The organism is Methylotuvimicrobium sp. (assembly GCF_050611805.1).
Lineage (GTDB): Bacteria > Pseudomonadota > Gammaproteobacteria > Methylococcales > Methylomonadaceae > Methylotuvimicrobium.
Genome location: NZ_JBNGHF010000040.1, coordinates 1 through 26,604, shown reverse-complemented (window position 1 = coordinate 26,604; position 26,604 = coordinate 1). Strand labels below are relative to the sequence as shown.

General features: G+C 49.3%; 25 protein-coding genes. 14 read left to right on the top strand and 11 right to left on the bottom strand.

Annotated features, from left to right (window positions below; genetic code table 11):
* Positions 1-255: 255 nt before the first annotated feature.
* The gene (locus ACRJJO_RS16700) at positions 256-1,239 is read left to right on the top strand and encodes a malate dehydrogenase (protein WP_431066783.1); all 984 of its coding nucleotides are present in this window, start codon (positions 256-258) and stop codon (positions 1,237-1,239) included.
* A 199-nt stretch (positions 1,240-1,438) separates the two neighbouring features.
* On the opposite strand, the gene ACRJJO_RS16695 is transcribed toward ACRJJO_RS16700, so the two are convergent.
* From ACRJJO_RS16695 to ACRJJO_RS16670, 6 genes are all read right to left on the bottom strand, one after another.
* Positions 1,439-2,410: a 2-hydroxyacid dehydrogenase gene (locus ACRJJO_RS16695; RefSeq protein ID WP_431066782.1), complete on the bottom strand. Its 972-nt coding sequence runs from the start codon at positions 2,408-2,410 to the stop codon at positions 1,439-1,441.
* A 459-nt stretch (positions 2,411-2,869) separates the two neighbouring features.
* Positions 2,870-3,589, bottom strand: a complete 720-nt coding sequence (locus ACRJJO_RS16690) for a multicopper oxidase domain-containing protein (protein WP_431066781.1) — start codon at positions 3,587-3,589, stop codon at positions 2,870-2,872.
* Positions 3,586-5,247, bottom strand: a complete 1,662-nt coding sequence (locus tag ACRJJO_RS16685; RefSeq protein WP_431066780.1) for a multicopper oxidase domain-containing protein — start codon at positions 5,245-5,247, stop codon at positions 3,586-3,588. Before ACRJJO_RS16685 ends, ACRJJO_RS16690 begins: the two co-directional genes overlap by 4 nt.
* 11 nt (positions 5,248-5,258) lie before the next feature.
* A complete protein-coding gene (locus tag ACRJJO_RS16680) occupies positions 5,259-5,858 on the bottom strand; it encodes a DUF502 domain-containing protein (protein WP_404357329.1) in 600 nt (199 codons plus the stop codon).
* Positions 5,859-6,258: 400 nt separating this feature from the next.
* A complete protein-coding gene (gene rsgA / locus ACRJJO_RS16675; protein ID WP_431066779.1) occupies positions 6,259-7,143 on the bottom strand; it encodes a ribosome small subunit-dependent GTPase A in 885 nt (294 codons plus the stop codon).
* The gene (locus ACRJJO_RS16670) at positions 7,140-8,393 is read right to left on the bottom strand and encodes a M48 family metallopeptidase (RefSeq protein ID WP_431066778.1); all 1,254 of its coding nucleotides are present in this window, start codon (positions 8,391-8,393) and stop codon (positions 7,140-7,142) included. The genes rsgA and ACRJJO_RS16670 overlap by 4 nt, the downstream gene beginning before the upstream one ends.
* A gap of 86 nt (positions 8,394-8,479) precedes the next feature.
* On the opposite strand from ACRJJO_RS16670, the gene orn reads away from it, so the two are divergent.
* From orn to ACRJJO_RS16635, 7 genes are all read left to right on the top strand, one after another.
* A complete protein-coding gene (gene orn / locus ACRJJO_RS16665) occupies positions 8,480-9,025 on the top strand; it encodes an oligoribonuclease (protein WP_341325763.1) in 546 nt (181 codons plus the stop codon).
* The gene (crcB, locus tag ACRJJO_RS16660; protein ID WP_431066777.1) at positions 9,025-9,735 is read left to right on the top strand and encodes a fluoride efflux transporter CrcB; all 711 of its coding nucleotides are present in this window, start codon (positions 9,025-9,027) and stop codon (positions 9,733-9,735) included. The genes orn and crcB overlap by 1 nt, the downstream gene beginning before the upstream one ends.
* Positions 9,732-10,049 (top strand): DUF190 domain-containing protein, encoded by a 318-nt coding sequence (locus ACRJJO_RS16655; protein WP_431066776.1) that lies wholly within the window; start codon positions 9,732-9,734, stop codon positions 10,047-10,049. Before crcB ends, ACRJJO_RS16655 begins: the two co-directional genes overlap by 4 nt.
* Before the next feature lie 98 nt (positions 10,050-10,147).
* The gene (gene serS / locus ACRJJO_RS16650) at positions 10,148-11,422 is read left to right on the top strand and encodes a serine--tRNA ligase (protein WP_431066775.1); all 1,275 of its coding nucleotides are present in this window, start codon (positions 10,148-10,150) and stop codon (positions 11,420-11,422) included.
* Between the two features lie 204 nt (positions 11,423-11,626).
* The gene (locus ACRJJO_RS16645) at positions 11,627-11,878 is read left to right on the top strand and encodes a hypothetical protein (protein WP_431066774.1); all 252 of its coding nucleotides are present in this window, start codon (positions 11,627-11,629) and stop codon (positions 11,876-11,878) included.
* 372 nt (positions 11,879-12,250) lie between these two features.
* Entirely contained in the window at positions 12,251-13,060 is an 810-nt protein-coding gene (locus tag ACRJJO_RS16640; RefSeq protein ID WP_431066773.1) for a substrate-binding domain-containing protein, read from the top strand.
* Positions 13,061-13,174: 114 nt separating this feature from the next.
* Entirely contained in the window at positions 13,175-17,320 is a 4,146-nt protein-coding gene (locus ACRJJO_RS16635) for an EAL domain-containing protein (RefSeq protein WP_431066772.1), read from the top strand.
* 207 nt (positions 17,321-17,527) lie between these two features.
* Here ACRJJO_RS16635 and soxX read toward each other — a convergent pair whose 3' ends face one another.
* The 5 genes from soxX to ACRJJO_RS16610 are packed head-to-tail and all read right to left on the bottom strand — an operon-like array spanning position 17,528 to position 20,358.
* Positions 17,528-17,890: a sulfur oxidation c-type cytochrome SoxX gene (gene soxX, locus ACRJJO_RS16630; protein ID WP_431066771.1), complete on the bottom strand. Its 363-nt coding sequence runs from the start codon at positions 17,888-17,890 to the stop codon at positions 17,528-17,530.
* Positions 17,887-18,513 carry a thiamine phosphate synthase gene (thiE, locus tag ACRJJO_RS16625; protein WP_431066770.1) on the bottom strand — a complete coding sequence of 209 codons (627 nt, stop codon included), beginning with the start codon at positions 18,511-18,513 and terminating at the stop codon, positions 17,887-17,889. Before thiE ends, soxX begins: the two co-directional genes overlap by 4 nt.
* Positions 18,510-19,301 (bottom strand): bifunctional hydroxymethylpyrimidine kinase/phosphomethylpyrimidine kinase, encoded by a 792-nt coding sequence (gene thiD / locus ACRJJO_RS16620; protein WP_431066769.1) that lies wholly within the window; start codon positions 19,299-19,301, stop codon positions 18,510-18,512. Before thiD ends, thiE begins: the two co-directional genes overlap by 4 nt.
* A 54-nt stretch (positions 19,302-19,355) precedes the next feature.
* Positions 19,356-19,781 carry a protoporphyrinogen oxidase HemJ gene (hemJ, locus tag ACRJJO_RS16615; RefSeq protein WP_431066768.1) on the bottom strand — a complete coding sequence of 142 codons (426 nt, stop codon included), beginning with the start codon at positions 19,779-19,781 and terminating at the stop codon, positions 19,356-19,358.
* A gap of 37 nt (positions 19,782-19,818) precedes the next feature.
* Positions 19,819-20,358 (bottom strand): peroxiredoxin family protein, encoded by a 540-nt coding sequence (locus ACRJJO_RS16610; RefSeq protein ID WP_431066767.1) that lies wholly within the window; start codon positions 20,356-20,358, stop codon positions 19,819-19,821.
* Between the two features lie 149 nt (positions 20,359-20,507).
* On the opposite strand from ACRJJO_RS16610, the gene serA reads away from it, so the two are divergent.
* The 6 genes from serA (at position 20,508) to ruvB (ending at position 26,488) form a co-directional block, all read left to right on the top strand.
* Positions 20,508-22,091, top strand: a complete 1,584-nt coding sequence (serA, locus tag ACRJJO_RS16605; RefSeq protein WP_431066766.1) for a phosphoglycerate dehydrogenase — start codon at positions 20,508-20,510, stop codon at positions 22,089-22,091.
* Positions 22,088-22,729 (top strand): HAD-IB family phosphatase, encoded by a 642-nt coding sequence (locus ACRJJO_RS16600; protein ID WP_431066765.1) that lies wholly within the window; start codon positions 22,088-22,090, stop codon positions 22,727-22,729. The genes serA and ACRJJO_RS16600 overlap by 4 nt, the downstream gene beginning before the upstream one ends.
* Positions 22,730-22,780: 51 nt before the next feature.
* Positions 22,781-23,533: a YebC/PmpR family DNA-binding transcriptional regulator gene (locus tag ACRJJO_RS16595; RefSeq protein WP_431066764.1), complete on the top strand. Its 753-nt coding sequence runs from the start codon at positions 22,781-22,783 to the stop codon at positions 23,531-23,533.
* A gap of 821 nt (positions 23,534-24,354) precedes the next feature.
* Positions 24,355-24,855 carry a crossover junction endodeoxyribonuclease RuvC gene (gene ruvC, locus ACRJJO_RS16590; protein ID WP_014147527.1) on the top strand — a complete coding sequence of 167 codons (501 nt, stop codon included), beginning with the start codon at positions 24,355-24,357 and terminating at the stop codon, positions 24,853-24,855.
* Positions 24,852-25,457, top strand: coding sequence for a Holliday junction branch migration protein RuvA (gene ruvA / locus ACRJJO_RS16585; protein WP_431066763.1), 606 nt, complete (start codon positions 24,852-24,854; stop codon positions 25,455-25,457). The genes ruvC and ruvA overlap by 4 nt, the downstream gene beginning before the upstream one ends.
* Entirely contained in the window at positions 25,457-26,488 is a 1,032-nt protein-coding gene (gene ruvB / locus ACRJJO_RS16580; RefSeq protein ID WP_431066794.1) for a Holliday junction branch migration DNA helicase RuvB, read from the top strand. The genes ruvA and ruvB overlap by 1 nt, the downstream gene beginning before the upstream one ends.
* Positions 26,489-26,604 lie beyond the last annotated feature (116 nt).

Below are 26,604 nucleotides of genomic sequence, written 5' to 3'. Positions count from 1 at the left end.
AAGATCGATAGTGGCGATAGCGATTAGCGTATACAAAACGAGAAAGTATACCTTATTTAATAATACGCTGTCTCTCCATTGCTCCGGGTCGATTTCTACAGGCTTGCAGGGTGGGGTGGTTATTCGTTATCATTCAGTTTGACGTTGCCAGTAGGGCCGGCATAATTGCATCATGTGAGTGCTATTTTCGCTGTGTTTCAAAGGCTTGCCATTTGAACTCCGCATTCAGACAATAATAAATAATTAGGAAAACAAATGAAAACGCCAGTTAAAATTGCCGTTACAGGTGCCGCGGGACAGATTAGTTATTCCTTATTGTTTCGCTTGGCTAGCGGAGAACTATTAGGCCCCGATCAGCCAATGATTTTTCATTTGTTGGAAACGCCTCAGGCATTAGCATTAGGCGCATTGAATGGCGTGGTAATGGAGCTTAACGATTGCGCCTATCCGTTGCTGCATAAAATAGTCACGACCGATGATCCCGAAGTCGCTTTCAAAGATGTCGATTACGCATTTCTGATCGGTGCGAGTCCGCGTAAGCCTGGGATGGAGCGCAAGGACTTGTTGGCAATCAATGCCCAGATATTTTCCGTGCAGGGTCAAGCCCTTAGCAAGGTTGCTAGCCGTAATGTTAAAGTGCTAGTGACGGGTAATCCGGCAAATACCAATGCGTTGATAACAATTAGTAATGCCCCGGATTTAAGTCCGGAGAATTTTTCGGCGATGATGATGCTCGATCATAAGCGTGCGACTTTTCAGCTTGCCGATAAATGCGGCGTACTGTCCAGTGACATCAAAAATATTATCATTTGGGGTAATCATTCGGCAGGGCAGTATCCGGATCTTCATCATGCCAAAGTCAAAGGGCAGGATGCTTTGTCGTTGGTTGAGTGGGATTGGTTTGTCGACAAATTTATTCCAACCGTGCAACAGCGCGGAGCGGTGGTCATTCAGGCTGTTGGACGATCCAGCGCGGCTTCTGCGGCCAATGCCGCGTTAAAATTGATGCGCACCTGGGTGTTTGGAACCGAAGATGATAACTGGATCAGCATGGCAGTTCCTTCGGACGGTAGTTACGGTATTGAAAAAGGGTTGGTTTATTCGTTTCCTGTCCGGATTAATAACGGAGAAATCAGTATTGTCCAAGGATTGGAAATTAGTGATTTCAGCCGAGAAAAAATGCGCAAGTCCGAAGCCGAGTTGAAAGAAGAACGCGAAGCGGTTAAGCATTTGCTCTAATGCGGTGGCTTTCTGATTCCCACGGTCCTCCGTGGGACCCATACTTTGGCTGCCGAGGCAAGACCGGTATGCATTCCCACGCTGAAGCGGTGGGAATGAGGACGCCGAGATAATCGGGGCAAACCGAAACGTTGGGAACAGATTGAATAATCCGTCCCGCGAGGGGGCTGAATATCGGCAGTCTTTAGCCGCAGCCGGGTTAAACTACTCTGTCTTCAGGTTCGCGTCCTTCGAAAAACGCGGCCAAATTAGCCAGTACTTTTTCTCCCATCGCGGTGCGCGTACTAAGTGTTGCGCTACCTAGGTGCGGCAACAGAGTGGCGTTTTCAAGCGTCAAAAATTCGGGGTCGATATTCGGTTCGCCTTCATAGACATCCAGACCGGCGCCGGCAATTCTCTTATCTCGTAATGCCTCGATTAAAGCCTTGCTATCGACCACATCGCCGCGCGCAGTGTTGATCAAATGAGTGCTCGGTTTCATCAAGCGAATCATCTTGTCGTCGATCAGATGTCGGGTGCCGGGCCCGCCCGGGCAATGCAGCGAGATATAATCGGCGCTTCTCATGACATCCTCGACCGTGTCGCATCGGGTCGCATGGAGTTCTTCGATCACGGATGGATCTGGCGCGCTCGGATTGAAAAAAACGATTTTCATGCCGAAGCCATGATGGGCTTTGCGTGCGGTTGCGATTGCGATGCGGCCGAAGCCGATCAATCCTAGCGTTGCGCCGGTCACGTCGCTGCTCAACATGTGCGTCGGACACCATCCTTGCCATTTGCCGGCTCGGATGAGGCGGTCTCCCTCTGCGCCGCGCCGGGCGGACATCAGTAATAAAGTCATTGCGATATCGGCGGTGCTCTGTGTCAACACGCCCGGTGTGTTAGTGACGACGAGACTGTTCGCTTTCGCGGCGGAGATATCGATATGGTTGTAGCCGACTCCGAAATTGCCGAGAATTTTGCAGCGTTTGTTTGACGCATTTAATAACTCGGCAGGTAGCGAGTCGCAAACCGTGGGGCAAACGGCGTCGTAGTTTTGTAAGGCCGATTTCAATTCGTCGGGTGTTAAGGGGCGATCGTCTTCGTTGAGCGAGACCTCGTACAATTGTTTGAGTTTGGTTTCGACCGAGGCGGGCCATTTACGGGTAATCAAAACTTTGGGTTTGTTCATCGGTTTGTTTCTATTAGGGTTGGTGTAGTACTGACAGCCATTAAGCATTTGGTTATAAAATATACCTTTCGCACTTCAAATTTCGGCAGTGCCTTAGGAGGCACCGGGGTGTTCGGCAAAGGCTTTGCCAGCATGGAGCTGGCATAGAGCCTACATGGATGTATTCACGGCGTCCTTTGACGGGTACCCCGGTGCCGAATTTTGATCTCCGATGGGTATAACTTCGCAGTTTGAGCGGTTTCGACGATCTTGGGGCGTGGGGTATGCCTGTCGAGCGAGGAACGGCATTAACCCAGCACCTAAATTATCCAAGACAATTAATCCTAGCCTCAATGGGCTATGGAATTTGGTTGCTGGGTGAATACATCCTTGCCGGCCCTCACCTAGCGTTAGGTGAGGGCCGAGCACCCCGGCGCCTCCTTAGGCAATGCCGACATTTCAAGTGCGAAAGGTATAGATTCAAGCGCTATCCTTTGCAGATAGCTGCTTTGCTTGTAAGCGTTTGTTTAACCAAATGCCCCCAATAATCGGTGCGGCCAATCCTATGGTTAGCGAAACGATCAAGGCAATCCAGGTCGTTTGGCTCCATGCTACCGGGTATACATCCGGTGTAACCGGTTCGCTGATGCCGGGAATGCTCGGCAGGTCGCCGTCGCCGCCGTCCACCTTCAATTGCGCCTTCATGCCTTTTTCCATATGCTGCGGTATTTCGCAGTGCACCAAATAGGTTTTAGGCCTCGACGGAACGATCAATGAGGCTTTTAATTCTCCTTGGCCATACAGTTCCAAATGCACCATGCCGTCCGGGTATAGATAACCGGGCAGTCCGTGAATCATCATTTGATGCCGAATTTGGTCGTCGTTGATGAAGGTGATGTTGATTCGGCTGCACGGTTTAACATCCCATTCTTGCCTGTCGAACGCAAACATTTTGCCGGGGAATTTTTGCGCATGCTCATGGCCCGCGCGGATCACGATATCGACATCCTCGGAAATTTCCTTACAGTCGCGTGGCAAATTGTCGGCATTGGCATTCATGATCATGCCGGTTTCATCCATCATCATATTGCCGTGTTTCATCATTGCCGTGCTGGGAGGGCTGGCCGCCGCCAACAAAAGCAAGCATAACGACGCGCTTGATAACTTTTGAATCCGGGGAATGAAATTTTGTCGGGTCATTGTGAGAGTTTCCTGTTAAGCGCAACGACAATAAAAATAATAACTCCGAGCAATAAACCTACTGCGAGACCGAAGCCGGCGATGCGAACATAATCCGGCGCGAGCATGCCGGTTTCGCCAAGTGCGTCGCCATATTCTCCGCTGCCCCAGGCCGGCAGTTTCTTCTCGTAATAATTTTTAGTGAAAACCTGGTCAAACATTTCGTCATGCATGTGCGGCATGCCTTGGGCGTCGAGCAAATGCCGGTAAGCTAGAATAGACATATTGCCGCCAGGTTCCAGGCCGTCGGTGGTCGTGCCGGTCACGACATGGTCGTGAAACATCCACAAGCCCGGGCCGTAACTATGCAGCCCGTCGTTTTTGGTGTAAAGATCGAGGTCGAGGCGTTGTGCCGGAGCAATGTCGAAAACGTCGCGGGTGATTTGCGAGCCTTCCGCCGCCTTGACGCCGTCATAAGCCATGATGGTCGCTTTATGGCCATGGAAATGAATCGCGGCGGCCGAGCGCTGCGCATTGACTAGATTGAGCTTGATATGTTCGTTTTCCTCGGCGACGATGATTCCGTCTCGAAGCGTGTATGGAAACGAGCGGCCGTTCAGCAAGAAATAATTTTCGAACGACTCGGTCATGTTGTATTCGCGGTTCATGCGTTGTGCGATCAGTCTGGGGTCGTTCGCACCCTGCACGATGCTAGCGAGCCGCTTGTCGATCGATTGATAGACCAGGTCGTATTCCCGGTTGAATTTTTCTTTGATCGCAACCGAGGGGTGTCGCACATGGCCGGCACCGATATTGAAGGTTTGCAGCCAATTGTTAGGCCGGTTTTCCTCGACGATGATCATGCCGGTCAAGCCCATCATCATATGTTGCGCGGTTTGTACATGGCAGTGATAAATCATCGTGCCGGCATGACGGGTTTGAATTTCGTAAGTATGGTTTTGCCCCGGAAAGACCGGGTGTTCCTCGACGCCGTCGTTATCCTTGCCTTCGGAATTCAGCCAGGGATGATCGACGCCGTGCAGATGGATCGTATGCGGCAGATAATGGGTATTTTCTAAGGTGATGTAAACTTTATCGCCTTGCTCGACCCGAATCACCGGGGACGGTGCGCGCAGAATCGGGTTTGCCACGAGCGAATTGAAATGCTTGACGCCCATGCCGACCATCTTGGGTGAGTAAACCCAAAGCCCCGGTTCGATGCCCGGTGCGATAGGGAAGGTGTTGATCAAGAATTCGCCGTCGGGGCTCTGGCCGTTCAGTTCGGTTACTTCCAGTTTGATGCGGATGACGTCCGGGTCGCCGTCGCCGTCGAGATCGTCGGTCTTGATCAACGCATCTTGGGCGAAATGGGTTTGCATCAAGGTATGCATCGAGACGTTATTGGTGCCTTTGACCGAAACGGCGATATCGTAGGGGTTGTCCGGTTCGCACATAGGCGATGCGGCGATTTCTAAACCGTCGATCGTTTGTGCATCGCGCCATTCGGGATGGTCGTTCGAACAGGGTTTTTCGATGCCGCCGGTTTCATCGAGGCGATACGGAAGGGTCGCGGGCGGCTCTATCCCTGCAGGCTCATGCATTGCAGGTGGCGTCAGCCAGGCTAATGCTGGTTGAGCGCCGATCAAAAGGCTAAATAAAACAAAAAAGTTTCGATGCATAGTGATAGGGCTTATGGCGCGCTGATTTGTGTGAGTGCCGTAACTTCTTCGGGCTTGGCGTAGTCGACACCGACACTGATGATGAAACTCGATACGGCCTCGATATCCATTTGCGAATTGACTACCTTCGATTTATGGACGATCACGGTAAAGCCCGAGGTCGGGTTTGGCGAAGTCGGGACATATAAAACATAATTGTCGCCTATACGGTTTGTAACATAGGCCGGCACCCACATGCCTTCCTTGGGATACTCGACATAAACAACCGCGCGGACCTGTGCATCTTCCTTGGTTAGAAATAATTTAAAGAGTTTTTGCGTGACGCGGTAAACGGTGCCGATGAAAGGAATGCGTAAAATCATTTTTTCCAAGTAATACAGTAAATGCGCTTTTTCCTGCTTGAGTAAGTAGCCGAAATAACCGAGTATCGCAAGCGCCGAAGCGAATAATGTGAAGGTCACGAATGGGTTTTCATAACGGCCATGGATAAGCAATATGAAATTGATCAGTAGACTTTGAACGTAAAATACAATTTGCAGAATAATGGCGATAGGAACGAAGCCGATGATGCCAATCAGTACGTAATCCGCAAAGGTTCGTAAGTTTTTCATGATAATGGTCTCCTCGTTATTTTTATAGTGGCAGGTAGAGTGTGTCTTGTAAGGAATGGATTCACTCTAGAAAAAGCATTTCACCATGAAGGTCATGAAGAATAAGAGGTTAATTCAATGGCTTGTTCTGCCTATGCAAATCATTTTGCTCCCCTAAAAAGTAGTTGACATTTTAGGGCAAGTCGATGCGATACTTTATGTGCTTTATGGTTAATCTGTAGAGTTTGGGTTCACCGATTAATAATCAATGTTATAGACTCCACGTAACCAGAGTTCGGTTTAAGAAACCGGTCAGTATTAGGTAGCGCTACCTGAGGCTGTTTTAACCCTTCGGGGTATATTATACTGGTATTGAATTAATTCAGGACAACGTCGAGAGGTTTCCGTTTTGATTGAAACGTCAAGAAGCTCGAGGCATTTTATCCCGGAGCTTTAAAAAACGTTGGTAGCGTGACATCGGAATGGTTCCTTGTTCGGCCGCTGCTCTGACCGCGCAATCCTTGTCATTGACATGACGGCAATTATTGAAACGGCAGTGGTCGATTAATGGTTGAAATTCGCGGTAACCGTAAGCCAGTTGCGCTTCGGAGAGTCCGTCGAGTCCGAAAATGGCGACGCCGGGGCTGTCGATCAGATTGCCGCCGGACGGAAGATGATAAAGCGTCGCGGCGGTCGTTGTGTGCCGACCGTGTTTCGTGGTGGCGCTGATGGTATTGGTTTTTAGATCCTTGTCGGGAATCAGCGCATTGGTCAATGACGATTTGCCGACGCCGGACTGGCCGGTCAGAATGCTGGTTTGGTCTGTCAGTGCGAGTTTAAGCTGATCTAATCCGTGTCGATGTGTGGCACTGACACGGAAAATCGAATAGTCTAGATTCTCATAGATAGCCAGTTCGTCGAGTAAGGCGGTCTGAGGATTCAGGTCGGTTTTGTTATAGACCAAGGCTGCATCGATATTGCGATTTTCGCAAATGGCCAAGTATTGATCGATCAGCAAAAAATCGCAATAGGGTTCGGGAGCGAAGACCACGAAAACGGTATCGATATTCGCGGCTACCGGCCTGACTTTGTCGTTCCTGGAGGGGCGCGTCAGGAGGGAGCGTCGTGGCAGAATCTCTTCGATACTGCCTTGATCGGGCGCCGAAAGTTGCCATAAAACTTTATCGCCGACCGTCACGGTTTCGAGCTTCCGTTTCGGTTGGCAAAGCACGGTTTTACCGTCGCTCTCGACGGCAATACCTTGACCTAAATGCGCGATGACGAGCCCTTCCTGAAGCGGGCTCATCCGTTTGCCGCAAGCTTGGTTTCCAGGTGCGCGATGCGAATGGCAGCCGGTGGATGACTATAATGGAAGGCCGAATATAACGGGTCCGGTGTCAACGTGCTGGCATTTTCTTCGTAGAGCTTAACTAGACCGCTGATCATCTTATCGGCGCGAGCATTCGCGGCGGCAAAGTCGTCGGCTTCGAATTCGAATTTACGCTGAAAATATGCACTGATCGGCTGCATAAATGGCGTGAAAACCGGCGAAACCAACGTGAACAGTAGCAAGGCAGCGGCGTTCGACGCTTCTGAAACGCCCAAGCCACTGAAAAACCAAGGCTTGTCGATCAACCATCCGAGAATGGCCAGGCTAATTAGACTCATGATCGAACTGGCGACCAACATTTTAATGACATGCTTACATTTGAAATGCCCCAGTTCGTGCGCCAGTACCGCTTCAAGTTCTTCTTCCTCGAGAGAATTAACTAAGGTATCGAAGAACACAATGCGTTTGTTGTTGCCAAGGCCTGTAAAATAAGCATTACCGTGTCCGGAGCGTTTCGAACCGTCCATGATGAAAATACCTTGGCTGTTGAAGCCGCAACGGGCTAGCAAGCCTTGTATACGCCGTTTCAGCGATCCGTCTTCCATCGGTGTGAATTTATTGAACAGCGGGGCGATAACGGTCGGAAATAGCCAGCTCATCAATAGTGAAAAACTGATGAGAATGGCCCAGGCCCAAAGCCACCATAACGAACCGATGCTGTCCATGACCCAAAGGATCAAGGCCAAAATCGGTAGTCCGATCGCCAACATCAAACCCAGTTGCAGTAACTGATCCTTAATGAACTGTTGCGGTGTGCTTTTATTGAAGCCGTATTTTTCTTCGATTACGAAGGTTTGATAAATATGCGTCGGGACTTCCACCAAGGTCATGAATAATATGATCGTTGCGACCGCGCCCAAACCGGTAAGCATCGGCGACAGTTCGAATCCGGACCATAGATTGAAAGCATATTCGATGCCGCCGCCCAGCGTAATCAACAAGAGAAATACCAAGCCTATCAGGCTGTCAATCTTGCCGAGCTTGCCTTTATCTATCGTATAGTCGGCGGCTTTCTGATGGGCTTCTAGCGAGACTTTATCCTTGAAGGCATCGGGTACCGCGTCGCGGTGTTTCATAACATAATCCGATTGCCGCATGGACAGCCAAAACTGAATCGAATAGGAAACAATCAGCGCAAAAAGGAAGATAATGGTAAAAGTATTCATTATATAAAGCGTCAAGGTTGAGAAGTAGGCATACAGAGTAGCCAATGCTATAATTTCGCGCAACTTTAATCATACAGGGAATTAAAATGGAGCAAGTGTCATCTCGTCTGATTTGGATCGATCTCGAAATGACCGGTCTCGATCCGGATAACGATGCGATTATCGAGATTGCCACAATCGTTACCGACAAAGACCTTGAAATTCTAGCTAAAGGCCCGGTGTTGGCGATTTATCAAGATGAAAAAGTGCTGGCCAAGATGGACGAATGGAATCAAACGCATCATGGTCAATCCGGTTTGCTCGAGCGTGTACAAACATCGACTGTCGATGAAGCCGAAGCCGAACATCAAACCTTGGAGTTTTTAAAGCTATGGGTTCCCGAAGGCGTATCGCCGATGTGCGGTAACAGTATCGGCCAGGATCGGCGCTTTATGTATCGTTCGATGAAAAAACTCGAAGCTTATTTTCATTATCGTAATCTGGATGTGTCGACCCTGAAAGAACTTGCAGCCAGATGGGCGCCTACGGTCAAGGATGGTTTCGTCAAGAAAGAAGCGCATCGCGCCTTAGACGACATTGTCGAATCGATCGAAGAGCTCCGTTACTATCGGAAACATTTCATCAGGTATTAATGTTAAATCAAGTTATTGCGGTCGCCGTAGGCGGGGCTTGCGGTTCCGTGCTTCGATTTTTGGTGTCGACCGGCGTCTATCAATGGTTGGGGCGAGGCTTTCCGTACGGTACATTGGCGGTCAATGTAATGGGTTCCTTTTTGATGGGGCTGTTAGTCGAAGTATTGATACTGCAGCGCGTCGCGATGACCGTCGAATACCGTGCCGCGATTCTGGTCGGATTATTCGGGTCGTTTACGACCTTTTCGACGTTTTCTTTGGAAACCGTTTATTTAATCGAGCAAGGTAGTTTCGGCAAGGCCGCGTTAAATATCGGCGTTAGCATCGCCGCTTGCTTAATTGCCGTCTGGGTCGGTCTGCTCAGCGGACGCTTATTGATGCTTTATTCAGGCGGCGTGATTCGTTCAATGGGTTGGGCGTTTCCGTATGCGATGGCAACGATCAATGCGCTTGGCGCCTTATTGATCGGTTTGGTGGCTTCGTTAATCGTCGAAAAAATTGCACTATCGCCTGAATACCGCGCTGCGGTAATGATCATCGGTGCCGGCGCGTTCGTGACTTTTTCGGGTTTGTATTTGATTCTATATTTAATTGAAGACGAGCATCCGCTCGACCTCAATGTGAATTGGATGCTAAGCGTTTTTTTGAGTAATGCGATTTTTTGCGGATTGGCGCTTTGGTCGGGTTATTGGATAGGGAAAAAGCTATGAAGTCGAAACCGGTAACAGTCGTTCGTATTTACGCATTGGAAGGCAAGGCAAGCTCGGGCGAAATCGTCGACATGTTGCACAATGAACAAGCGATTTCAGGCGTCAGTGTATTTCGAGCGATCGAAGGTTATGGAGAGAACCGGGAAATGCATACGACATCTCTGTTAGCGCTGTCCGTGGATTTGCCGGTGGTCGTCGAATTTTATGACGAGCCTGAAAAAGCCGAAAATGCGATCATCGCATTGCGGTCCCGGTTCGAGTTGCCGCACATTGTCACCTGGCCGGCGGTCGCGCCTATCAGCGTAGATTCTTGATGTTCCATGATTTTAGAAATCTAGGATAATTATTCTATAAAAGCGTTCTTAGTACTCTTAGGAATACTTTTTTTATTACAAGGTAAAAAAAAGTCCAAATGTTAGATCCTCGTTTATTTAGATCCGATCTCGATTTTGTTCAACAGCAACTGATGCGCCGTGCGTTCGAATTCAATGCGGCCTTTTATTCCGAATTGGAGGCCAAGCGTAAGGCGATACAAGTCAAAACGCAGGACCTGCAAAACGACCGTAACAGCCGGTCGAAGTCGATCGGCAAGGCCAAAGCAAATGGCGAAGATATTCAGCCCTTGCTCGATCAGGTCCAACATTTAGGCGACCAGTTGAAAGCGGCGGAAACCGAGCTCAGCGACATCCAGTCCAAAATGACCGAATTGATGGAAGGGATTCCGAATATCTTAGACGATTCGGTGCCGGACGGCCGCGACGAGGAAAGTAACGTCGAAATTAGCCAATGGGGCGAGCCGACGCAATTCGATTTCGAAGCGAAGGATCATGTCGAATTGGGAGCGAAAGTCGGCGGCATGGACTTCGAATTGGGCGCGAAGATTGCCAGTGCGCGTTTTGTCGTGTTGCAAGGACCGCTGGCGCGCTTGCAGCGGGCGCTTATTCAATTTATGCTCGATACGCACGTCAGCGAACATGGCTATACCGAAACCTATGTACCGTTTCTGGTCAATGCGCAGAGTTTGCGCGGTACCGGACAGTTACCGAAATTCGAGCAGGATTTATTCAAAGTTGGAAGCGAGCCGCCGTATTATTTAATCCCGACTGCCGAAGTGCCAGTGACCAATATCGTGCGCGACGAAATCGTCGATGCTAAGAATATGCCCTTGAAGTTCGTTTGTCATACGCCGTGTTTTCGAAGTGAAGCGGGTGCTTACGGCAAGGACGTCAAAGGCATGATTCGTCAGCATCAATTCGAAAAGGTCGAATTGGTGCAGATCGTTAAGCCGGAAGACTCCGAGGCCGCTCATGAAGAATTGACTGGGCATGCCGAAACGATTCTGAAAAAACTTAAACTGCCGTATCGTAAAGTGTTGTTGTGTGCCGGCGATACCGGTTTTTCATCGGCGAAAACCTATGACTTGGAAGTATGGTTGCCGGGGCAGGGCGTCTATCGGGAGATTTCGTCATGCAGCAATTTCAAAGATTTTCAGGCAAGGCGCTTGCAGGCACGTTGGCGCAATCCCGAAACCGGCAAACCGGAATTGGTTCATACGCTGAATGGTTCCGGGTTGGCTGCAGGAAGGACATTGATTGCGGTGATCGAAAATTATCAGGACGAGCAAGGGATAATTCATGTGCCGGAAGTGTTGCGGCCTTATATCGGTGGCATTGATGTCATTGAGTAATGCTAGTGAATAGTGAGCAGTTAATGGTGAATGGGCGGCTCTTGGAGTCCTTTGTGGGAGCGACGCCTTCGTCGCGACTGGCGAATCCTAAGACGTTTATTCCATACGCATCAAGCTAAGAATGTCGCTAAAATTAACTCACTTAATTGCCAAGGTTTTATTTAGGATTTGGTCATAAATAACTTCCCTTTTTTGGAGGGGCGGTTGCTCGATTGGCAGGTGTTGGCGGCAGGGCAGATTTTTGCTCCTCGGCAATTGCTGAGTTACATGGATGTAATGAATGCAGAAAATGCAGGAGCATTTTTCTGCCCTGCATCGCTTAAAGCGCCTACTGTTGGTGCCCTAATACATGCCATCCATGGCGTAATGCAAAATCTGCATTCATGCCATCCTTGGCAATCAATTACCGCCGTCAAGCCTACATGGACGTATTCACCCAGCACCTATATTCCATAGTCCATTGGCTATGGTTAACTATCTTGGATAATTTAGGTGCTGGGTTTACGGCGTCCTGTCAAGCGAGTTACCGAACCCTCGACAAAGCTCATAACTCCAGAAAGTTATTTTTCGCGAAATCCTTAGAGCGATTCGAGGGCTCCGGTATAAGCCGTGGGAGCGATCCCCAGATCGTCCCTCACCTAACGCTAGGTGAGGGAAAGCCCGGAAGCTTGGATAACCAACAAATGGTATCGAAGCCGAAAACGCCAAGGCTTCGATAAAAATCATCGGCTGCCAAGTATCAATAGCTTCGACATCGCGACGTAGGCGTCGCTCTCACAGAAGATATTTAACCCGCCCCTTTTTCTTTGGATCGACTCAGTAAAAGCCATGAAAATGATCAAACTATTATTCATACTCAGTTTTTTACTAATAGCTGGCCATCTTCATGCCGAACCGATTCTTCGGATGTCTACAACTACCAGCACCGAACATTCGGGTTTGTTGTCGGTCTTGAATCCTGTTTTCGAAAAACGGTATGGCGTCAAGGTGCATGTGATTGCGGTCGGAACCGGCAAAGCCTTGAAGCTCGGTGAAAACGGCGATGTCGATTTGATGTTGGTGCATGCGCCCGAAGCGGAAATAGCTTTTGTTAATGCCGGCTATGGAGTCGATCGTGTGCCTGTGATGCATAATGATTTTGTCATCGTAGGTTCCAATGCCGATCCGGCTCGAGTCAGCGCTTCCGGATCGGTCAATGAAGCTTTTGCAAGAATAGCACGGAACCGGTCGGTATTTATTTCTCGTGGCGATGAGTCTGGAACGCATCTGAAAGAGAAGGAAATTTGGCGCGAGTTAAAAATCGAGCCTCAAGGATCTTGGTATATATCGACCGGACAAGGCATGGGCGCCGTATTGCAAATGGCCGATCAAAAACGAGCCTACGCCTTGACCGACCGGGGTACATTCATTTCCTATCAAGATAAAGTCGAAATCGGTATTGTTTTCGATAATGATCCGACGTTATTCAATCCGTATCATCTCATTGCCGTCAATCCCAAACGCTATTCCACCGCTCAATACGAATTGGCTAGGCAATACATTGCATTTCTCACCGGCAAGCAAGGGCAATCATTGATAGCCGGCTTCAAACGGTCGGGGCAGCAGTTGTTTTATCCAGATGCCATTAATGTGCGGTGATCAGTCAGATAAGTTTTTTTGAGTAGTCGATTGCATTTTATGCGATTACTCATAAAGAATCGTTAAATATGCTAATCTTTGTAGGTTTATTACTATCACTATTATTATTCAAGCATGATTGTTGTTGGCATTGGCGCATCTGCGGGTGGATTGGAGGCTTTGCTTCCGTTCGTGTCGCATTTATCGTCGGATACCGGGATGAGTTTTATTGTGGTGCAGCACAGTTCGGCCGATCAGCCTAGCTTGTTGGCCGAATTATTACGCAAAGAAACGACTCTGCCGGTTAACGAAGCTAAAAACGGTGCTCGTTTACAGACCAATACTATTTATGTCGCTCCTCACGATTTCGATATTGCAATCGACAACAATCATTTCAAATTAAGCCGGCCGCCTTCTAACCAAGTTCCTAAGGCTTCAATCGATTATTTTTTTAAGAGTCTTGCCGAGTCATGCCAAGATAAGGCCATAGCCATTGTTTTCTCAGGAGCCGGTAGCGACGGCGCGAATGGCTTGAAAGCCGTCAAAGCGGCGGGCGGCATTACGATGGCTCAGCTCCCGGAATCGGCTAAATTCAGCAGTATGCCGAAGGCCTCGATCAATTGTTCCGATGTCGATTTGGTGGTTGAGCCGGCGGAGGCCGCCGGAAAGTTAGCCGCGATAGCGCGTAATTTCGAAAAGAATCTTGGAAACAATCCGGCGCAAGGCGCGCCGGATGCGGTCAACTTGTTGATCGACCGCATCTTGAGTGCGACCGGAATGGATTTCGTGAATTACAAAAGCAGTACGATCAACCGGCAAATTCATCGTCGAATGGCTATTTTGCAAATCGAAGACTTCGATGAATATGTCCGGTTTTGTTTGGATAACACAGAAGAGCTGTCACGCTTGGCTTTCAGCTTCTTGGTTTGCGTAACGTCTTTTTTTCGAGACGAACAGTCATTCGAGGCATTGAGAGATGCGCTCAAAACGATTGTCAACGCTAAGTCTCCGGGCGATGAAATCCGTATTTGGGTGCCCGGTTGCGCGACCGGCGAGGAGGCTTATTCGATTGCGATGTTATTAATGGAAGAGCTCGGTGCCGCAATTTCCCGCTATCGGGTGCAAATTTACGGTACCGATATCAACGCCAATGCGATACGAATCGCCCGGAGAGGCGAGTATAACGAAATTGCCTTACAGGGTTTAAGTCGAGAATTCCGAGAAAAGTATTTTTTGCCGCTGGAACAAGGCTTTAGTATTAATCGGAGCCTGCGGGATTTGGTTATTTTTTCGCGTCAGGATTTGATCAAGAATCCGCCGTTTATTCGCCTGGATTTAATCAGCTGTCGCAATCTTTTGATTTATTTAAATCAGACGATGCAGGAACAGGTGCTCAAGAATTTTCATTATTCATTGCTGAATAACGGAATTTTGTTTCTCGGGCAGGCCGAGTCGTTATGGAAACTGAACGATGCCTTTACACGGCTCGATCGTAACAATAAGTTATTCGTCAAAAACAGTACCCTCGTCATTCGTCCCGATTTAAATGCCAAAAAAACGATCGATTTCGCAGTGACGGAAAATGACCGTGGCAGCAATCCGGTTTTCCCGGCCCATAGAATAGTGGGTCAGGATAAGCTATTTGAAAAATATGTGCCGCCTAGTATTCTTTCGACGCGAGAGGGTCGCGTTCTCGAGTTTTATAATCACTGCGAAGATTTTATTAAAATTCGGCAAGGCAAGGCGGATTTTAATCTATTCTCGATCATCGATCCGGTTTTCAAAACCGAACTAAGAGCATTTTGCCATCAGGCGTTATCCAATAATCAGCCTGTCAAGAGTCCGCCTTTGACCTTGGTTTTCGAAGGCAAGAGCTATCATTACCGGATTTCGGTTGTGCCGGTTTATCACCAATTGGCTAACGATAACTTATTGCTGATTTCATTCGAGCCCGTTGCCGAGCATTCCGATATTAGCCCCCCGGATCGTGAGGCGGCGCTATGTATTACCGAATTGGAACATGAGCTGCAAACGACTCGCGAGACTTTGCGAACCGTGACCGAAGCGTTGGATAACTCGGTCGGCGAATGGCAAATCATGCACGAAGAAGCGCAGGCAACTAACGAAGAACTCCAGTCGACCAATGAAGAGTTAGAAACGTCTAACGAGGAGTTGCAATCGATCAACGAGGAATTAACCTTGGTGAACGATGAATTGACCGTTAAAACGAAGGAGTTAGGAGAGTTAAACGACGATTTGAGAAATATACTGGAAAGCATCGAAATGGCCGTGATCGTGATCGATAGTCGGATGCGAATCACTCGTTATAATGGAGTCGGTCAGCGTTTTCTTCAACTGAATTCGATGGCAAACGGTAATCTCACAATCGAATCGTTGGAAATATTATTCGATTGTGAAAATCTAGTCGGTCCTGTGCAACAAGTGATACAGACACAACAGAGTGTCCTGATAAAGAAAGAAAAACAGGGGCGACATTATGATCTCACGCTTTATCCCTACCGGAGATTAGCCCGTAATGAAGTGACAGGGGCCGTGTTGACCATCGAGGATGTTACTTCGCAATACTTGGCCGAACAGCAGATTCGTCTATCGGCTAGTGTGTTCGATGCCGCTAATGAAGCCATCGTGATTACCGACGAAAATAACCGGATTATTTCAGTCAATCCGGCATTCACTGAAATTACGGGCTACAGTAAGAACGAAGTATTGGGAAAAGACCCGAAAATACTTAATTCCGGTAAGCAGACGAAGTCATTTTACCGAAATCTTTGGCATACTCTTGAGGAATCGGGAAGTTGGCAGGGCGAGATCTGGAACAAGCGTAAGAGTGGCGAGATTTACCCGGAATGGCTGTCGATCAGCGCATTGAAAGAAGCGGAAGGCGGAGTTTCGAAATATGTCGGTATTTTTTCGGATATCGGCGACTCGCTTCGGGCTCAACAATTGATTCATCAGCAGGCTAATTTCGATGCGCTGACTCAATTGCCTAATCGTAACTTGTTTTATGATCGATTACAGCAGGCTATTACCAAAGCGCACCGGGAACGAAAGCTATTCGGGTTAATGTTTATCGATCTTGACGGTTTTAAGGATATCAACGATGCGCTTGGGCATTCGCTAGGCGACCGCGTTCTACAAGAAGTTGCCGCACGCATGGCGCATGTCTTCAGGGAGTCCGATACTTTTGCCAGGTTTGGTGGGGATGAATTCACGGTGCTGGTCCCCAACTTGGAGTCCGAAACCGATATGATCGCGCCGACCGAAAAAATACTCGAAGCTATTCAAATGCCGATTCAGGCGGACGACCATGAGCTGAATATTACGGCCAGTGTCGGCATCACGATTTATCCGAATGACGGCCGAGAGGCCGAAACATTACTTAAAAATGCCGATAATGCGATGTATTCGGCCAAGGCGGAGGGCCGCAACGCCTATCGCTTTTTTACCCAAGAAATGCATGAGAAGGCGCAGCGTCAGCATCGTATCGTCAACGATATTAAAAATGCGGTTAAGTTCGAACGTTTCATTGTCTATTATCAGCCGGTCGTCGATTTGCAAAGCCAGCGTCTATGCGGCGCAGAGGCTTTAATCCGCTGGCAACATCCGGTGAGAGGGTTTATTTCGCCGGATGAGTTTATTCCGGTTGCCGAAAGCTTGAATCTTATCGGGCAGATTGGCGAGTTCGTATTAGCCAAGGCTTGTCATTTTATTGCCGGTTTGAATAGCGAATTGGAGACTGAGTTATCGATCGCGGTCAATTTCTCATCGTTACAATTTGTGAACGGCAGTTGTGTCGATAAATGGCTGGATATAATCAACCATAGTGGCGTCGGTGCGAATCATTTCGTTGTTGAAATAACCGAAAGCTTGATGATGAGCCACAAGGAGCATTATATTCGGCAATTGCAAAAACTGAGGTCTGAGGGCATTAAAATCGCATTGGATGATTTCGGCACCGGTTTTTCATCGCTCAGTTATTTGAAGAAACTGCCCGTTGATATTATCAAAATCGACCGGACTTTTATAAGGGATATACTGGTCGATCCGAGTGATGCTTCGCTCGTCGAGTCGATTCTAGATATCGCTAATAACTTTCGGCTCGAAGTCATCGCTGAAGGCGTTGAGGACGAAGGGCAGGCTGAATTTCTCAAGACTCGTCCATGTGCTTATGCGCAAGGTTATTACTACAGTAAGCCGTTGCCCGAAGACGAGTTTAAACAGTTCGCGATGGGCAAAAGAGTGTGTGACAAGATCGCGTAACAATTTTATCCGCACCCCTTCGCGCGGGGTATATACCCATCGTAGATCAAAATTCGGCACCGGGGTGTTCGTCAAAGGACGCCGTGAGTACGTCCATGTAGGCGCTATGCCAGCTCCATGCTGGCCCCTCTCCTAGCGTTAGGTGAGGGACCGAACACCCCGGCGCCTCTTTAAGCAATGCCGAAATTTGAAGTGAGAAAGGTATAGTTATTCGAGCGACCATAAATAGTCGACCACTTGATCGAGCTCTTCGTCGGTCAGTATTTTATTGCGTCCGTATGGCGGCATGCTGGTTTCCGGATTCAAAACGCTCGCATCCCAGATTTGTTGTTTCAATTGTTGCCGAGTTTTGAAGCGGGCGCTCAGGTTGTTTAGCGGTGGACCGATATTCCCGGGCGATTCGCCGTCTTCGATGGCATGGCAGGCTAGGCAATTGCCTTTGTCTCGGTCGAAAGCTAATTGTTTGCCTTGTTGTCGTATTGGGCCGGTATTCGTGGCGCAGGCCGCTATCAGTAAGGGCACAAGCACAGCGTATTGTCCGAAACCAAGCAAAGGCTGCGGTTTGTTCATGGGTTTGAGCACTCGAATAATGAATTAAACATTTTTGCCGATTGCTCAGTATCCCGGTCATACAGGCCACCGACCACGGCCAGCAAATCGGCACCGGCATCGATGAGTAGATTGCCGTTTTCAGGTAGGATGCCTCCGATCGCGACGATAGGAATCGTCAATTTTTGCTTGGCAAGTTGCAGTGTTTCCAGCTTTGCCGGTGAGGCAAGCGGTTTGGTGCCGGAAGCATAAAAGCGTCCGAATGCCGCGTAACTGGCGCCTAATTTTTCGGCTTCCAGGGCTCGCTCGATACTGTCGTAACAAGAAATGCCGACGATGGCATTGACACCAAGCCGATGTCTGGCCAAGACAATATCTTCATCATCCTTGCCGAGATGGACGCCGTCCGCGCCGATCGTTGCAGCCAGCTCGATATCGTCATTGACGATCAAGGGTACATTGGCCGCATGACAGGTTTCGAGTAGCGCCTTGGCGAGTTTCAAGGTGTCGGAAGGGTTTTTGTCTCGGTATTGCACCATCACCGCGCCGCCGCGTATCGCGGCGGCAACTTCTTCAATGATGGTTTCAACTGTTTTGTTATCGGTTTGAGTAATCGCGTAAAGCCCGCGTTTAGGCATGTTCATGCGTCGTTTTCCATCCAAAAAAGTCGATTCGGGTTGTGCTGGCTTTTTCCGGGCCGATAAGCATTTTCGAGAGCGTTCCAGGTATAGTCTTGAGCTTCGTTGACCGCTGAAAATGGCGCGAGTCCATGAGCGATCATTGCGGCAATCGCGGATGCCAGTGTGCAGCCGGAACCGTGATAACTGTGTGGGAGACGTTCCCAATGAAACGACTCGAGTAGCGCGCCATCATGATACAGCCGGTTGCACACGGTGTCGCTTTGTTCGTGCGTGCCGGTGACCAATACATATTGGCAACCTTTATCTAATAAACTCAACGCGGCGTCATTGAGATCTTGCCGGCCGCTCAGTTTGCGCGCTTCGACGCTATTGGGCGTCAGTACGGTTGTGCAGGGCAATAAGAGGTCGTTGATAGCGTCTATCAATTGTTCGCCGGCTAGTTCGGTGCCGCCGCCGGCCGCCAGAACCGGATCGAGAACGACCGGAATGTTAGGATGTTGCTCAAGAATAGTACCGATGGCCTTGGCGGTTTCATAATGCCCGATTAGGCCGATTTTGATCGCTTGTATCGATAAGTCAGCCATTATGGTATTGGCTTGGTCAACGATGTCGCCGGGTTTTTGCGGAATGAGTTTTTTGACATTACCCGTATCTTGTTCGGTCAATGCCGTTATGACGCTGGCGGCATGACAGCGGTGGCTGATCAATGTTTCGATATCGGCTTGTATGCCGGCTCCGCCGCTGGGATCGTGGCCGGAAAAGCAAAGAACGGTAGGATGTGTAGTGGTCATGTAATAATTACTTGGTTGGCATGAAAAATTGGCGCGGGATATGTCTATCGTAGATCAAAACGGTTTAACGACGGCCAGTATCACGATTCCGACTAAAAACAGCACCGGCACTTCGTTCATCCAGCGGTAATAAACATGGGAGCGGCGGTTGCGGTCGTGTTTGAAGTCGAATAGCCAAATGCCGCAGAAAATATGATAGATCACCAGTAGAAATAACAACGCCAATTTGGCATGCAGCCAGCCGCTTTGTCCGTATAGAGCCCAGGCATAATCGATCAGCATCCAGATGCCGAAGATAAACGTGACGATCATACCCGGCGTCATGATGCCGAAAAATAGTTTTCGCTCCATGACTTTGAAACGTTCGTTGCTGATATCGTCGCTACTCATTGCGTGATAAACGAACAGACGCGGCAAATAGAATAAACCCGCGAACCAGGTAACCATGAAGATCAGATGTAAAGCTTTTAACCAGAGCATAAATCAACCTTTTAATTGTGTGCGATTGGAAGAGCATTTAACCATGAAGAGCAGGAAGTTTCTCGTTCCCAAGCTGAAGCTTGGGAACGAGGTAATCAATGCGACTTTTCATATCCTTTAGGTCGAATGCGCCTATTTTATGCAAAGCAATCGTGCCGTCCGGCTTGATTAAAAAGGTTGTCGGGGTTAGGCGCACGTCGCCGAAAGCCTTGGCGTGCTCGGCTTGCAGATCCAGCGCGACTTTGTACGGAATTTGCTTGGCGCGGGTCATTTCGACGACATGGTTCGGTGGATCATAGTACATTGCTACCGCTATTATTTCCAAGCCGCGCTCATGATACTCCCGGTACAATTCGATCAAATGCGGAATTTCCTTAATGCAGCTAGGGCAGTCGGTAGCCCAGAAGGTGACGATGACCGGATTACCTTGCCAATCCTTCAGTTTGATTTTTTCTCCGGTAATACTCATGAACGTAATGTCGGGGGCCGCCATCGATGCCGGGTTGAACGCGATCCAGGCGGCTGATGCGATTAAAACGGCGACGATCAATCCGATGAACCACTCTTTGGTTTTCATGAGGTTTTTAATGTTTTGTTGGGATTTTGACAGGACTTGCGATCGAAATCGATCTCGAACTGTCTTTTTTGCTTGATTACGATTAACCGATTATAGCAAAGCTGTTAAGCTATGCACTTTCTGAGCCCCATTTCAAGATATTGACATCCATGTACAAAATACTCATCTCCGACAAGCTGGCTGAAGCCGGCATTAACTATTTGAATGATCGAGACGATATTCATATTCATATCGAAACCGGACTTAACGAAGACGGTCTTTGCGAAATAATCGGCGATTTCGATGCCTTGTTGATTCGTAGCGATACAAAAGTGACCGAGAAAGTTCTCAAAGCGGCTTCACGTTTGAAAGTTGTCGGTCGCGCCGGTATCGGCGTCGATAATGTCGATTTGGCCGCTGCAACCGAACAAGGCGTCATCGTTATGAATACGCCCGATGCCAATGCGACGACTACCGCCGAATTGGCGATAGCGCATTTGTTGTCGCTGAGTCGTCATTTGCCGTTTGCCGACCGTTCGATTCGCGCAGGGAAATGGGAGCGTTCCAAATTAATGGGGTCCGAAGTGGCGCATAAAACGTTGTCGATACTCGGTTTCGGCACGATTGGGCGCATCGTTTCTCAACGGGCTTTAGGATTGGGAATGCAGGTCATCGCATACGATCCGTTCGTTACCCCGGAAATCTTCGAAAGTTATGGCGTCAAACCGGTCGATCTCGACGAATTGATTGAAAAGGCCGATTATTTGACCTTGCATTGTCCGTTGATCGAAAAAACCAAAAACATCATCGGGCGCAACCAATTGGCTCGAATGAAAAAGAGTTCGATGCTGATTAACTGCGCCCGAGGCGGTTTGATCGACGAAGCCGCTCTTTACGATGCGCTTATTAATAATGATATCGCCGGAGCGGCGTTGGATGTTTACGAACATGAACCGCCGGTTAATTCGCCGTTGTTGGCGTTGGACAATATTGTTTTTACGCCGCACCTGGGCGCGTCGACCAGTGAAGCTCAAGTCGCGGTCAGTGTCGAAATCGCACGCCAGGCCGTGACCTATTTAACGACCGGCGAGGCGGTCAATGCGCTCAATTTGCCAAGGATGTCTGCCGAGCAGTTAAAAAAAGCCAGCCAGTTTATGAGATTGGCCAATATCCTCGGCAAGGTCTTGGCCAACTTGGCGACGAAGCCGATCGAACGGGTCGAGGTTGCTTTATTGGGCAAAGCATCCGAAGTCGAGGCTCGTCCGGTATCGGTCGAGGCCTTAGTCGGTTTGTTGGCCGGTAAGTTGTCGACCCCTGTTAATCGGGTCAATGCCGAGAGAATCGCCAAACGGCAAGGTATCGCCTTAGTCGAGTCGAAAACCGAGGAAACACACGATTATTTGTCGTTGGTCAAAGTTACCGGTTTTTGCGGAGATCAATCGATTGCCTTGTCCGGAACGCTCCTCGGCGAATCGCATCCGCGCCTGGTTCAAATCGATCGCTTCGAAATAGAAGTCGCTCCCGAAGGTACGCTGATTGTGACTCGTCACGATGACAAGCCAGGTGTCATTTCGGCCATCAGTGCGGTACTCGGCAATTCCAATATCAATATCACTCGCATGGAGGTGAGTGCGGCTGACGAAGAGGAGCGTGCCATGGCGGTGATCAGCATTTCCGAGCCTTTAACCGATGAAATACTGGGACAGTTGTGCGATGTGCCGGCGGTTTTCCAAGCGACGCAGATTATTTTATGAGATTCGATCGAATTTGTTTCGATTTCGACAGCACCTTGAGTCGGATTGAAGGCATTGACGAGTTGGCCGCGCGCTTAGGGCAAGGCGATGCCATTGCTAAATTGACCGATGCAGCGATGAATGGCGAAGTGCCGCTGGAGGCCGTGTATGGACAACGTTTGGATTTGATCAAGCCGGACCGAGCGGCGATCGACTGGCTGGCCGAGCGATATCTAAGCGAAATCGTCGACGGCGTTACCGAATTATTTGCCAGATTACGCGCCGATTGCCGCGAAGTCTATATCGTTAGCGGCGGCATTCGACAGTCTATTTTACCGATGGCGGCTTTTTTGAATGTGCCGGAGAGTCATGTAAATGCGGTCGATGTTTTTTTTAATGAAGACGGGACTTATATCGATTTCGACCGCGACTCGGTTTTAGCTAGAGCCGGAGGTAAAGCCGAAATCTGTAAGCGTTTAAAACAGAATGGCTTGTCGCTGGCAATGGTCGGCGACGGCAATACCGACTTGGAAGCGAAGCAGGCCGGAGCATGTTTTATCGGTTTCGGCGGTGTAGTCGACCGGCCTAAAGTTCGGGAGCACGCTGATTACTACGTTGACGATGCGTCGTTGCTTGGTGTGTTGGATTATATTTCTTAACTGATGGCGAAATGTTAAAATCCGCCGTTTTAAAAGTTTTAGAGAGACGCAATGGCTGGACACAGTAAATGGGCAAATATCAAGCATAGGAAGGCCGGGCAGGATGCTAAGCGCGGCAAAATTTTTACCAAAATGATTCGTGAAATTTCAGTTGCGGCAAAGGCGGGCGGCGGCGATCCGGCTTCGAATCCGACCTTGCGCACCGCGATCGATAAGGCGCTGGGCGCCAATATGAAGCGCGATACGATCGACAATACGATCAAAAAAGCAACCGGAGCGCTGGAAGCTGAAAATTACGAGGAAGTGCGCTATGAAGGCTACGGACCGGCCGGTGTTGCGATCATGGTCGATTGTTTGACCGATAATCGCAATCGTACGGTCGGCGAGGTGCGCCATGCCTTCAGTAAGGCGGGCGGTAATCTCGGTACCGACGGTTCGGTAGCTTATTTGTTCAACAAAGTCGGCATTATCAGTTTTCCGGATTCGGTCGATGAAGATGCGGTGATTGAAGCAGCTCTCGAAGCCGGAGCCGATGATGTCGTAACCAACGAAGACGGGTCTATCGACGTCATCACGGCACCGGAGAGTTATATGGACGTTAAGGAAGCGTTGATTGCAAAAGATTTCAAGCCGGAAAATTCCGAGATAACGATGCAGCCTTCGACCAGTGCCGAGTTGAACGCAGAGGAAGCCGAAAAGTTGATGCGGCTGATCGACCGGCTCGAAGATTTGGACGATGTGCAAAACGTCTATTCGAATGCCGATATCAGCGATGAAATCATGGAGCAAATGTCCGTCGGTTGATCGCTTTCCGATTCATAAGTCTATTTTCCTAACGTTCATGAAGGCCTGGCCATCGCCCCGGCAAATGAAAGTTCTCTGGTGGGAGAGTGCGGTCACTCGCCCGACAGGACGCCGTGAACCCAGCACCTAAATTATGCGAGATAGTTATCATAGCCAAAGGGCTATGGAATTTAGGTGCTGGGTGAATACGTCCATGTAGGCTCGACGGCCGGCAGCTCGAACGCCAAGGACGGCGTGAATGCAGATTTTGCATGGAGCAAAAATCTGCCCTGCCGCCGACGCCTGTCGATCGAGCAACCGCACCCTCTCCGGAACCGGCATTGCCAGAACGGGGTTTTGCATATCGAAAAATTAGATAATGAATCATAATTTACGATCTTTCACAGTAAGGAATATGTACAAAATAACTTTTACGAGTAGTAGGCTTTGCGGAGGTTCAGTGACTCGCTTGACAGGGCGTCGTGAACCCAGCACCTAAATTCCATAGGTCTTTGGCAATGATTCAAAATCATGGTTTATTTAGGTGCTGGATGAATTATGCGAGATAGTTATCATAGCCAAAGGGCTATGGAATTTAGGTGCTGGGTGAATACGTCCATGTAGGCTCGACGGCGGAATCTGATTGCCATGGATGGCATGAATGCAGATTTTGCAGGAGCAAAAATCTGCCCTGCCGCAGACACCAGTCAATCGAGCCACCGAACCCCCTTCCAACAGTTGTCTAAGTTATTTCATGCTCGTTCCTAATAGGGTTTTCTCTTTAGTATTTTTCGAATGAAAAAACTTTTTTGCCGTTCACCCGCAACCGATATCATTACTTAGTGACCAAAATTTTAGGTATAGACCCGGGGTCTCGCATCACCGGTTACGGGATCATCGAGGATACGTCCCGTGGCGCGAAATATATTGCCAGCGGTAGTATCAGGGTCGGTTCGGATTATTTTCCGGACCGGTTGAAACTCATTTTCGAAGGACTGGTACAGGTGGTCGAGCTCTACCGGCCCGACCAAATGGCGATAGAACAGGTCTTCATGCATAAAAATGCAGATTCGGCACTTAAATTGGGCCAGGCCCGGGGTGCGGCTATCTGCGCGGTACAGGCGGCCGGTTTGCCGGTTTATGAGTATGCGGCCAGGCAGGTCAAGCAGGCCTTGGTCGGTAAAGGTAATGCCGAAAAAGCGCAGGTTCAGCACATGGTTAAAATTCTGTTAAATTTACAAGGCGACATGCAAATCGATGCCGGCGATGCTCTTGGGATTTGCCTGTGTCATGCGCATTACCAGCAAACCGCGCAACGTCTTCGGCTCGGAGTGCCCGGATGATCGGTTATTTGCGGGGGAAGCTGGCGAGTAAGGCGCCGCCGGTATTGGTGATCGATGTCAATGGCGTCGGCTATGAAGTTGAAGCGCCGATGACGACGTTTTACAACTTGCCCAAACTCGGTGAAGAGGTCAAGTTGTTCACGCATCTAGTTGTAAGGGAAGACGCGCATATCCTATTCGGTTTTGCGTCCGAATCCGATCGTTTGATGTTCAGAACCTTGATCAAAGTCAATGGTGTCGGGCCTAAATTAGCTTTGACGATCTTGTCGGGCCAAAGCGCCGAAGAGTTTCATCGTTGTATTCACAACAACGATACTCAGTCTTTAGTGCGCTTACCCGGTGTCGGCAAAAAGACCGCCGAACGCTTAATCGTCGAAATGCGCGACCGCTTACCCGAATTGGGCGGTTCGTCGGCTTCGGCCGAAAGTGGCGAGACGATATTACCGACGATTGCCGCGCAGCCGATTCAGGAGGCGATTAGCGCGTTATGCGCGTTGGGTTACAAACCGCAAGATGCGGGGCGAATGGTTCGCGCGATTCCTGCCGAAGGCAAAAGTTGTGAGGACATCATCAGATTAGCTCTGCAAGGGGCAGCGAAATGATTCAAAGCGACCGCTTGATCAGCGCCGAAGGTAGCAATGATGAAGAGCGCCAGGATCGAGCGATTCGGCCTAAGCGTTTACAGGATTATGTCGGCCAGCAAGAACTGCGGACGCAGATGGATATCTTTATCCGGGCCGCGCTCGGACGTAAGGAAGCATTGGATCATGTTCTGATTTTCGGGCCGCCGGGCCTTGGTAAAACCACCTTGGCCAACATCATCGCCGCCGAAATGAATGTGCATATTCGTCAGACTTCGGGGCCGGTGCTCGACAAAGCCGGAGATCTTGCGGCATTGTTGACCAACCTCGAGGCGCATGATGTCTTGTTCATTGACGAAATTCACCGTTTGAGTCCAATGGTCGAAGAAGTGCTGTATCCGGCGATGGAGGATTATCAAATCGATATTATGATCGGTGAAGGTCCCGCGGCCCGGTCGATCAAGCTTGATCTGCCGCCGTTCACGCTGGTCGGCGCGACGACGCGCGCAGGTCTTTTGACATCGCCGTTGCGCGACCGTTTCGGCATCGTGCAGCGGCTCGAATTTTATACGGTCGAGGAATTGGCGGCCATTGTGACGCGTTCGGCAAATTTACTGAAAATTGTAATCGAATCGGCAGGTGCTCATGAAATCGCACGCCGTTCGAGGGGAACTCCGCGCATTGCCAATCGATTATTGCGGCGCGTGCGCGATTTCGCCGAAGTCAAAGGCGACGGCAAGGTTTCCGAACAAATCGCCGGCGAAGCGCTGGCGATGCTCAAGGTCGATAATAACGGCTTTGATGCATTGGATAGAAAATTGCTTAGAACGATGATCGACAATTTTGCTGGCGGCCCGGTAGGGCTAGATACATTGGCGGCCGCGATCAGCGAAGAGCGAGGCACGATCGAAGATGTGCTGGAGCCGTATTTATTACAGCAAGGCTTTATCATGCGCACGCCCAGAGGGCGAGTCGTAACGCAGAACGCTTATCTGCATTTCGGCTTGCAGCCGCCGGTGCAAATGGGCGCGACCGACGAGTTGTTTACTTGAGAGGAAAGGTGAAAGGTGAAAGGTGAAAGCGGCACTTGACAAGTAGTCGAAATACTGCATTATTTCACTATTCACTATTCACTATTCACTATTCACTATTCACTATTCACTATTCA